This is a genomic window from Pedobacter sp. 05L430, assembly GCF_056397585.1.
On sequence record NZ_JBFTNT010000132.1, the window covers coordinates 1 to 10,552 of the forward strand.

Sequence of the window (10,552 nt, forward strand, 5' to 3'; positions counted from 1 at the left end):
ATTTACTCCCAGGTCAAGCAGAACGGAAACTGTTGATTTCATTCTTAAAGATTTACAGGAGGCCAAAGCTGATCTACCTATGCAATCGGCTCTCGCTTCTGTGGATGTTGGTAGGATTACCCAAGGTGCGACGCTTGCTTTAACTGCACGTGTGGCATTATTTGAGGGGACATGGGGGAAATTCAGGGCTGATGGCAATGCTACAAAATATATTGATGCTGCGATTGCTGCTTCAAGGGAGATCATGAACAGTGGTACATATGGTTTGTACACAGGCAAGGGCGCGCAAAGCTATCGTTACTTATTTTTGGAAGATGGCGACGACTCCAGGGAATCGATTTTGGACAGGAGATATGCCCGAAATATCCTGGGACATGATATTCCATATCAGTATGATGGGAACGGTTATAACCCGACCAGAAAGATGGTTGACCTTTATTTAGATAAGAATGGATTGCCCATCACAGCTCCAGGAACGGTTTTCAAAGGTTACGGCACTTTTGTTTCTGAATTTCAGGACAGGGATCCCAGGATGACCATGACGATGATCATTCCGGGAACGTTAACCAACAGGGTTTTCTTTCCCGTAAATAAGATTGCCAACTGGCCTGATAAGCCGCAACGTAATTTCAATACAGGATATATACTCTATAAATATATGTCGGAAGACCCAGTGGCCAATAATTCCGGACAAAATGGAGATGCCAGTATATTTGACTTTGATCGCCACCTTATCCGCTATGCAGAAGTGTTGCTTATTTATGCAGAAGCAGTTTTTGAAAAAGCAGGAGCAATAAGCGACGGTGATCTTGATCTTTCGATTAATAAGCTCAGAGATCGTGCGGGTATGCCGCATTTGACCAACACTTTTGTGGCTACCAATAACCTTAATATGAGAAATGAGATCAGGAGGGAAAGAACTGTTGAACTCACTTTGGAAGGATTCAGGTACGATGACTTGCGCAGATGGAAAACTGCTGAGACTGAATTGCCACAGGATGTTAAAGGAATTAAAATTACTGGTTCTGACTGGGCTGGGAAAGCACCTTACAGCGATCCAAGCTACCTGAGTAAGGTAGATGCAAATGGTTTTCTGATTGCTGAAAAAAGCCGAAAATTCGATCCAAATAAGGATTATCTTCAGCCGCTTCCGACTAAAGAGGTCGCCTTTTATCAGGCTAATGGCCACAAATTAGAACAGAACCCTGGCTGGTAGGATGATTTTACGCTCGAGCTGGCCGACTGTTGTCGGCTGGCTTTTTATACAATAATGATTAAATGAATTAAAAAATAAATTATATGTTCAAAAAAGTGAGTTTATTAAACTTCTTGGTTATCTGCCTGATGTCTTTGGCATTTGGACAGCAAGCAAAGAAATCAGCTTCTGGAGGGCTTATGGGCCATCGATTTTTAACTTTTAATACTATAATAAGGGTAAACCAGATTGAAGTATCACGGGATCGGAGTGTTGGCGAGGATGAGCGGGCTTTACATACACCTGAAAAAGTTATTGCTTTCAGAAAAGCCGTGGAAGAGGGTTTTCCTGGAGCCAAGATGACCTGGGCGTTTAGCTGGCTGGCGCTGAATGACAGCACAGAGAATTATAAAGAAATCCGGAAACTCGTTGTTGGCTATCACCGTGAATATGGTGACGAGATAACGTTTATCCCCGGTGCTTATTTTGCAAATGCTTATAATACTACTGAGCAAGTAAATAAGGACCTGCATGACGGACTTGCACTTGTAAGCCGGATGGTAGGCAACAGCTACCGCCCGCTTAGTATAGTAGCGGGTTTCCTTTCTGCAAAAAACCAACAATACCTAGCTGAAAAAGAAAATATACATGTTTGCCAGGGCAACATCTGGAGTCAGTTTGCGATTGATAACCAGGATGGCGATGGTTCTGTTTCTTATCCCTTTTATCCTTCAAAAGAGCATTTTTGCAAACCTGCACAAGGTAAGAGCGATTTTATTGATGTAGTTAATCTGGACGGGTGGACTGTGGATTTTTTAGCCGCCAGACGACAAGGTTTTGCAGAAGGTTTTAACAGCCGTATGGGAGTTGGACCTATAGAAACATTAGGTAAGCACGGAAACGAGATCGGCCTGAAAGAAATGCTTCATGCTACTGCTATCCATTTTGATAAGGGCTTTGAATTGAATGGGTTTGGTTGGGTTACTAATTGCTGGGAATTGTCTCTTCCTTATGATGCTGCCCGGTTGAAGGATTGGCTAAGCAGTGTAAAAAAACGCTGGCCGGATACAAAAGTGATTACCCAGGGAGAGTTTGGTTTACTATGGAGATCCCATTACAAAAGCAACGATTTCAACTATCGCTTTGTAGAAAAAGGGTCAGGAATTGGTGGTTCGGATGCCAATCTTGAGATTAGTTGGTTTATGAACAAGGATTTCAGGCTGGCATTGCTTAGGGACTGGAAACTTAATAGCCCGAAGTTGGTAGTTGACTTTACCCGTTACGATTTGAATGCAAGGGAGCCAATTGGAATGACGAGAAAGTGGAGCTTAATGGGCGATATTAATCAAAAACAAACCCGTCCGCAGGATAAGCCCGTTCCGTTGAATAAGCTGCCGGAAAAATCAAATTTGATTATAAAAAAACGATACCCAAATTTATTAAAAGGGTTGTAATTTAAACATACAGGGTGATACACAGAAAGCTAAATTTTCAGAAGTGTTGATATGTAAACACTTCTGAAAAGAAGCCTAGCGATCTAACCATTTTTTGAATTCTGCAACTTTGTTCTTGCTGATGATGACCGGTTCGCTGGTCTTAGGATCGGTAACTATTCGCAACTGATTTTTACCGTATACGAAAATAGTTTTGATTGACCTCATGTTGATGATGAACTGTCTGTTTGCTCGGTAGAAGATATCGTTGTCCAACTGCTTCATCAGTTCGTCAAGGCTTATATTGGTAGAGAACTGCTTGTTGTCGAAAGTAAATATAAGAACGGTACTCCCGTCTAAAAAGAAATAGGCGATCTCGGACACATCCAGGTGTATAAGTTCATCTTTATGGTAGGTGATAATCCTTTTCCGACCGTTTTCCTTTTCTCGTTCAGGGTGCTGAACCAGTATCTGATCCTGCAGTTTTTCCTGCAAGGTATTGAGTTGCAGGTTGAGTGTACTCAGGCTGTTGATCTTTTCATTAAGGCCTGCGATTTCGTCTTCCAAGGCCTGTTCATGCTTGCTGTAAATCCTTCTTATCAGCAATAGGCAACACGTAATAATGATCAGGGTACTAAGCAGAAAACCAATGCTAAACTGCTTATATAGATCGGAAAGTTCCTGGTGCATTACCTCGATATTTGCATGGGAAGCTACAATCCAGTCGCTGCCTTTTACGGGGTACACATTTACGATTTCCGAGCTTCTGTGTTGGCTTTTGGGAAAGTTTCTGATACCACCGAGCTTTTTCTGAGAACTGATGACCTCGCTAAAGGAAATAGAATTTTTTCCTTCACCCAGATCAAGTTGGGAGTTGTTTTGTTCAATTTTTTGCCCTATAAGCGCCGGATTGGGATGGCAAAGTTCGATGCAGTTCTTATCATACATACAGATGAATTCGCTTTGCACGTCGGTATTCTCGATACTCTGCTGCAGGTTCCGTATCACTTGTGGCTTTTCAATTCCAATGAGCAGCTGTTGTTCCAGTAATCTGCCAATCTCCCTGCTTTCACGTTTCCCAGATTCCATCTTGCTGGTCCAAAGTTTTTCACTGGCAACCTGGTAAAGATAGCGGAAAGAGAAAAAACTGATCAACAATACCGTGGCAGTAACGGTTATGAAAACGTAAATATGCAGTCGGGTCTTATTCATTTGGGATGCTTGAGTAAAGTTCACGTACAAGAAGGGGTGTGTGAACTATAAATTTGTGTAAGCCGAATGTCCTAAAAATATGGACTTATTCAAAGAAAAAAAATCGGCTTTACCGGCTAATAATTCCCTTTAACAGGAAAACATTGGTTCAATCAGCTCGTAGAGAGTAGTTTTGTTTCATCATTATCTAATATAAGTAGTATATGAAACGTAAATGGAAAATTATTATTTGTATCGCACTTGCCTTAGTATGCCTGCAATTTATAAGGCCAAAAGAAACCACAGGCTCGGCATATGGCGTGGGCAAGCAGCTAGGTGGTGTGTCCAGAGAAGTAAACGGAATCTTGCAGACTGCTTGCTTTGATTGCCATTCTAGTGAAACGCGGCTACACTGGTATGACAAGATTACTCCTGTGAATTTTCTGGTCGCTTCGCATATCAGAAACGGTAGAAAAGCGCTCGATTTTTCGAATTGGGATTCGCTGGCTACCGCGCAGCAAAGTGCTGCGCTTTACTATGCGCTCAATAAGATCTTGTCCGGAGAGATGYCACTGCCAAGCTATACTGCCGTTCATCCTCAGGCTAAGGTGGATGAAAATGAGATTGAAACATTAAAACGTTACCTACTTTCCATTTCTTACGGAGCTAAACAAGGTAAAGTTGCGCCAAACAACCCTAAAGAAATAACGGCTGTGGGTGTTAAGCCAGAGCGGGAAGTTAAACCATCTCCTAACGGGATAGCTTATATTCCAGATTACCGAAATTGGAAGGCAATAAGTACTACGGACCGTTTCGACAATGGAACATTACGTATTATTTTTGCAAATGAAACCGCCGTAAAGGCCTTGCAGTCAAAAAAAACAGATCCATGGCCGGATGGGAGTATTTTTGCGAAGACTGCCTGGAAGCAGCAACAAAATGCTGATGGAAGTATTTCTGCCGGGAAATTTGTACAGGTCGAGTTCATGATAAAAGATGCCCGTAAATATGCCAAAACAAAAGGATGGGGCTGGGGAAGATGGAAAGGCGACGATTTGCTGCCTTACGGAAAGACTTTGGATTTTGATACCGAATGCGTTTCCTGTCATCAACCTCAGCGAGATAATGATTATGTATTTACCAGGCCAATAGACCTGTTCAATTTTAAAAATTAAACGATCATGAAAAGGAAATCAATTATAGGAATGATCTTATTCGGTTTGGCGCTAGCATTAGGCTGCAGTTCGGAACGTAGCGACAGTTTGAATGATGAAGCCTCAGTTGGATCTGTTCAGGGACTACCCGAAAATCCCTTACTACTAACCGCTCTAACAACAAGCATTCGTCCTGATAACGGTACCACGTCTACACTTTATGGAAATGAGCTAGCCGTACGCCATACGCACACGCAAGAGAATAGCTATCCGGCTGGCACGATTCTGTACAATGTTACCTGGAAACAAAAAGCAGATCCTCACTGGTTTGGTGCCCGTGTGCCAGGGAAAGTATTTTCGGTCGAGCGTGTTTCGATCGGCCTAAGTGGCGAAATGGTATATGAACTCTATAAGGGGAGCCCTCTAAGGTTGGTGCCGGCTTCGGATCAGATACAAAGGCTGTCGCAAGTCTTATCCATTCAACAGGCAATATCGCCATAGGTCAGATAGGAACTATAAAATTTCTATTTCTTTCTCTTCAAAGGTCTCAAATATTTGTGCAATGATTATATTTCTTGTAAGATCTGCATTTGAAATATCCTTGCACCAGAAATATATTTTTATGCTGCTGTTTACCTTACTCACAGGACTGATCATAATTACGGGTTCCTTGTTTACAAAGACGTTATCATTTTTAGTAATAATATCTCTGATCTGATGTACTACTTCAGTTGAATTGAAAGGTTTAGCGATAGTTAAAGAAATGTCTATACGCATTTGGTTATTGCTAAGGGTCCAATTGATGATATTGTTCGACAAAATGGCCCCGTTGGGAATAATAATCTCTGCACCTTCGTCACTAAGCAGTGTACTGGCGCGGACACCGATTTCCTTAACCCTTCCTTTTTTATTGCTTAGCTCTACCACATCTCCGATGCGGATAGTTTTATCAAAAATAAGGATGATCCCCGATACGAAATTGCTTACGATATTCTGTAAGCCCAGCCCGATACCTACACCAAGGGCGCCAAGGATTACGGTGATTTTGTCAATTGGCAATCCAGATGCTGCCACAGCAATAAGGAATCCTCCAATGAGTAATACCAATCGTGTAATTAGCAATTTCGAGCGCTCTCCTTTATTGTCTTCTATTCCATCGTCGCCGGTATCTCCAAAGAAGTAGGCAATGTACTTCTGTAAAAAGTTGGCAATCCAAATGATGCCTAAAAAGAGTACAATACCGCCAAAGGTAAAAGAGAAGTTTCCTATAGTTCTTTTTTCATTAAGGATCTCCATTAAAGATTCATAAAGACCGTTAAAAATATTAAGATTGGTGGTAAATATCACAAACCAGATAATTGTAGCACCAACACCGGTTAGCCTTTTAAGGCCTGCGATAACAGGGTGCCAATCGAAATACTCAGGATAGCCTTTGCGGATTCTGCTACTTTTCATTTGAAGCAGAAAAGCCTCCACCAATACTTTCGCAAGAATGGTTAAGGATATGGCATTTAGCAAGGAGTTTACACCTGTCGAATAAAAAATTTGGGTAAGTGTGAAGCGGCCAAAAATATTGCATAAAGTAGCAATGACTGCAAATATGGTATAGATAAATCCCGTAAGGAGTATCATTCTATATTTTTTTGCCTGCTCATCTATCTTCTTCAAAATAATGACGCCGTAGACGGTAGAACTGAGACTAAGGAAAAGAAGGAGCCAGCGTTGATATCTTGGTGGCATGCCTAAAAGACGCAGAAAAACAGGTGCAAGAAGAAGCAGTACAAATATGCACCAAGGGTAAAATAATTTTGACGATAGTTTTTTACGAAAAAATGCTGTCAGCAAAACTGCAAGTAAGATCTGTACCGATTCGATATAAAGTGCCGGGGCCATGAGGTCAAAAATCGGCGCCAGCGTAAAGAGCATGATAAAGGTAATTAGATAGGGTTGCGGACTGAGTAAAGAGAAATCGTCAACTGCTTCCAACCTGTCGCGTTGTTTCATGCTTCTGAAATTGAAAAATACCCAGAAGAAGAAAGTAGCACAGGTAAGGAACAGTAAAAAACGGCTGCTGCGGGTGTATACAAAATAATAGCCTGATATTTCCTGTTCCCCATTGATAAACTTGCGGAATCCAACACCCCTGGTCTTACCACTTGCTGATTCCCAAAGGTAACGTCGTTCTTTTCCGAAAGCTTTTATACTTACTGCATCAAGCTGGTTATCGGTAAGATACATTAACTCCTTAATGTTTATCAGATTGGCCGATGTTCGCGCCTGCAGGTTATTAATTGACGATGTTGTTGTCTTTAGCAGACTGTCCATTACCACACGTTTTTTCTGTAGCTCTGCAAATTGATCTTTAAACATAATGCGCATAGAAGGCAGCGTAAAAAGTTTAATCAGCACGGTGTCTTTGCGTAGATTAAGAATTTCCGTTTTTAATTCCCTTAACTCTTTTTCGTATTCATCCAGATCCGACAGGCAATCTTTGTTGTTTGTTTGAAGTTCTTTAAGTAAGGTCTGATCCATTTGCAGGTTTTGCAAATTCAACATTCTTTCACTTTGTGTAAGCCTATTTTTGAGTAAGGCAAGAGCAGCCTCATCTTGTGTTAAATGTGCCGTTATGGGATTTAGTTTCTTAAAAGAACCAACTGTAACGGGAACTTTGTTTACCGTTTCGAATACCTTCTCTAAATGAATCAGATAATCGCCCTTTGTCAAGGTTGCAGAGTCAGAAAGGATAGAAATGTCCTGACCTTTATCCATTGCCTTATTTTTCTGTGCAAAAGTAGAGACGGAAAGGCACAAGACCATTACCAGGGATATTGTGAGGTGAATTGCTATTGAAAAAGGATTTTTTATTGTCATTTGATCCATAGGAAGTATTGAAGATGTATCCAGAATATAAAAATGCTTTGGATTGTCAAAAATAGTTAATACAATTGTGATAATAGGTTAGAAAAAAGAATTCCATATAAAATCCTCATTGTTTCCTGYACCATTACCGAAGACTTTTCTGAAGAAATATTTTAGCCAAGTATGGCCGCAGTTAGTTGGTATATTGTATATAATATATATTGTATATTTGATCATCATTTAAAATTTGCAACATTGAAAGATAAAATACAATCCGACTCATTAAACCAGTTAGCTGATCCGACATATTCCAGGGTACGGGAAAAATTAAGAGAAGATATTCTTTCTGGTTATTTTATTTCGGGAGAAAGGCTAAAGATCGCTGAGTTGGTTGAGCGGTATAAAGTAAGCCAGATGCCCATAAGAGAAGCATTGCAACAATTGCAGGGTGAAGGATTGCTGATCATTGAGCCAAATAAAGGAGCCCATGTCAGAAAAGTTGATCAACAATTTTTAGAAAATATTTATGAGATCAGACAGCTAATTGAAGTTTATCTTACGGTTAAGTGTATAGAAAACTTAAAGGAAAAGGATCTGAAGCAGCTCAATCAACTGCAAAAAGGATATGAAACAGCAGCAGCAAAGAAAGATCATACCGGCTGTTTACAATTCAATAAACGGTTCCATTCTGCAATTTATGAATTGGCCAATAATGCTGAAGGTTTGCAGATATTGGAAAAACACTGGCAGTTGATCAATACGTTACGCCTGACTTATGGCTTTGGTGTAGAGCGGACAAATGAGGTTATAGAGGAACATCGTGCAATAATTAGCGCCTTGGAAAACAGAAATCCCATAGAAGTAGAAGCTGCAGCCGCCAGGCATTGCGTTAACGCCAAAGCCGACCTTCTACGTCAGATAGGAGATAGATTAAAATAGGATTTATTCATTTCTGAGGTAAGATAGTTAGGATGTTGTTAATGAAACGCCAGCTATTTTGTGGTATTTATAAATGTTTACTTTCATATTGTATATTGTATACAATATACTAAATTTGAATTATTATGAAACGCTGCCGGTAGAAATTATAAGTACATTATTATGAAGATCACTGAAATTAAAACCTTTATTTGCCATTCCTACAGAACGAACTGGGTGTTTGTGAAAGTAATCACAGATTCTGGTCTTTACGGAGTAGGTGAGGCAACGCTGGAAATGAGGGAATTAACTGTTGTGCAGGCGGTAAATGAACTTAAAAGATATTTAATAGGTAAAGACCCTCATCATATAGAAGCAATCTGGCACGATTGCTACCGCGATGCCTATTGGCGGGGTGGGGTAGTTTTAATGAGCGCACTGGCTGCCGTTGATATGGCATTATGGGATATCAAAGGCAAAGATCTGGGGGTGCCAGTCTATCAGTTACTGGGCGGAAAAGTAAGAGATGCTGTTCCATGTTATGCAAATGGATGGTTTGCCCCGGCTAAAACGCCCGAAGAATTTGCTGCAAAAGCTAAGGAAGCCGTTAAAAAGGGTTTTAAAGGTCTTAAATGGGATCCTTTTGGTTCGGCCTACATGAACCTGACCAAAAAAGAATTTGCTTACGCTTTGAAGTGCATTGGTGCTGTTACAAATGCTGTTGGAAAAGAAATAGATATTTTAATTGAAGGTCATGGACGATTTAACATGCCGACAGCCATTAGGGTAGCTCATGCCCTGGAAGATTTTGACATTACCTGGTTCGAAGAGCCTATTCCACCAGACCACATGGAAGGATTGGCACAATTAAGAAAGAAAACTAAAGTTCCGATTGCAGCAGGGGAACGTCTATATAGCAGGTGGGATTATCGAAGTTTTCTAAATCAGGATTGTGCAGATTTCATTCAACCTGATGTGAGCCATGCTGGGGGTATCTCCGAACTAAAAAAGATTGCTGCGATGGCTGAGTGCTATTATATTCCGCTTTGTCCTCACAATCCTAGCGGACCAGTAGCAAATGCAGCAACCTTGCATATTGCAGCTTCCACACCTAACTTTCATTTTTTGGAAACGATGAGCAGTGATGTACCTTATCGAAACAAAATAAGTACTGAAAAAATTGAATTTACCAATGGAATGATGCAAATTAACGATTTGCCAGGTCTTGGAATAGACATCAATGAAGAGGCAATCAAGGAGCATACATATGAACCAAGAGACTTAAGGCATTACAATGGTAAGCTTACTGAAATCAGACCGCAAGATGCCATTGGCTATTTTGCTTAATAATTTTCTAAAATGAAAAATGATCAGATATAACGCTCCACGTAACTTAAAATTGAAATCCTTTAATTGGGAGTTGATTATTCTGCTGTGGCTGGTCTTTTTCTTTAATCAGGCAGACCGACAGGTATTTAATGTGATCCTGCCGCAAATTAAAATAAGTCTGCAGCTTACAGACGCTGAATTGGGTATGATCGCTTCTGTATTCATTTGGGCGATAGGATTATGTGTGCCTTTAAGCGGATATATTGGTGATGTTTTTAGTAAGAAAAAAGTGATCATTTTTAGTCTGCTATTATGGAGTGTTGCCACTTTTTTTACCGGATTCAGTGCAGGATTGATCCATCTGGTAATACTTAGAGGAATTGTGGGAAGCAGTGAATCTTTTTATGCTCCGGCGGCCAACGCGCTTATAGGTGATACATATAAGGATAAAACAGGGTTTGCAATGGCCATAC

Annotated in this window: 9 protein-coding genes; 7 read left to right on the forward strand and 2 right to left on the reverse strand. The window is 40.6% G+C overall.

The window, feature by feature from the left end:
* Together AC1DG9_RS16515 and AC1DG9_RS16520 are read left to right on the forward strand one after the other, a co-directional pair.
* Positions 1-1,216, forward strand: a 1,216-nt coding sequence (locus AC1DG9_RS16515) for a RagB/SusD family nutrient uptake outer membrane protein (protein ID WP_477634910.1), incomplete at its 5' end; no start/stop codon positions are given.
* Positions 1,217-1,299: 83 nt separating this feature from the next.
* Positions 1,300-2,649, forward strand: a complete 1,350-nt coding sequence (locus AC1DG9_RS16520; RefSeq protein ID WP_172660065.1) for a DUF3863 domain-containing protein — start codon at positions 1,300-1,302, stop codon at positions 2,647-2,649.
* 75 nt (positions 2,650-2,724) lie between these two features.
* Here AC1DG9_RS16520 and AC1DG9_RS16525 read toward each other — a convergent pair whose 3' ends face one another.
* Positions 2,725-3,840, reverse strand: coding sequence for a LytR/AlgR family response regulator transcription factor (locus AC1DG9_RS16525; RefSeq protein WP_337716782.1), 1,116 nt, complete (start codon positions 3,838-3,840; stop codon positions 2,725-2,727).
* 203 nt (positions 3,841-4,043) lie between these two features.
* Between AC1DG9_RS16525 and AC1DG9_RS16530 the strand changes: the two genes are divergently transcribed.
* Together AC1DG9_RS16530 and AC1DG9_RS16535 are read left to right on the forward strand one after the other, a co-directional pair.
* Positions 4,044-4,994, forward strand: coding sequence for a cytochrome P460 family protein (locus AC1DG9_RS16530; protein ID WP_477634911.1), 951 nt, complete (start codon positions 4,044-4,046; stop codon positions 4,992-4,994).
* A 6-nt stretch (positions 4,995-5,000) separates the two neighbouring features.
* The gene (locus AC1DG9_RS16535) at positions 5,001-5,474 is read left to right on the forward strand and encodes a hypothetical protein (RefSeq protein ID WP_172660068.1); all 474 of its coding nucleotides are present in this window, start codon (positions 5,001-5,003) and stop codon (positions 5,472-5,474) included.
* A gap of 12 nt (positions 5,475-5,486) precedes the next feature.
* On the opposite strand, the gene AC1DG9_RS16540 is transcribed toward AC1DG9_RS16535, so the two are convergent.
* A complete protein-coding gene (locus AC1DG9_RS16540) occupies positions 5,487-7,844 on the reverse strand; it encodes a mechanosensitive ion channel family protein (protein WP_337716784.1) in 2,358 nt (785 codons plus the stop codon).
* Between the two features lie 243 nt (positions 7,845-8,087).
* Here AC1DG9_RS16540 and AC1DG9_RS16545 point away from each other — a divergent pair, with 243 nt between their 5' ends.
* The 3 genes from AC1DG9_RS16545 to AC1DG9_RS16555 all read left to right on the forward strand — a co-directional run.
* Positions 8,088-8,771, forward strand: coding sequence for a GntR family transcriptional regulator (locus tag AC1DG9_RS16545; RefSeq protein ID WP_337716785.1), 684 nt, complete (start codon positions 8,088-8,090; stop codon positions 8,769-8,771).
* 162 nt (positions 8,772-8,933) lie between these two features.
* Positions 8,934-10,097, forward strand: coding sequence for a galactonate dehydratase (dgoD, locus tag AC1DG9_RS16550; protein ID WP_172660070.1), 1,164 nt, complete (start codon positions 8,934-8,936; stop codon positions 10,095-10,097).
* A gap of 19 nt (positions 10,098-10,116) precedes the next feature.
* Positions 10,117-10,552, forward strand: a 436-nt coding sequence (locus AC1DG9_RS16555) for an MFS transporter (protein ID WP_477634912.1), incomplete at its 3' end; no start/stop codon positions are given.

Coding starts and splice junctions, on each gene's coding strand:
- AC1DG9_RS16520 (WP_172660065.1), top strand. CDS start 1,300: ATGTTCAAAAAAGTGAGTTTATTAAACTTCTTGGTTATCTGCCTGATG.
- AC1DG9_RS16525 (WP_337716782.1), bottom strand. CDS start 3,840: ATGAATAAGACCCGACTGCATATTTACGTTTTCATAACCGTTACTGCC.
- dgoD (WP_172660070.1), top strand. CDS start 8,934: ATGAAGATCACTGAAATTAAAACCTTTATTTGCCATTCCTACAGAACG.
- AC1DG9_RS16535 (WP_172660068.1), top strand. CDS start 5,001: ATGAAAAGGAAATCAATTATAGGAATGATCTTATTCGGTTTGGCGCTA.
- AC1DG9_RS16540 (WP_337716784.1), bottom strand. CDS start 7,844: ATGACAATAAAAAATCCTTTTTCAATAGCAATTCACCTCACAATATCC.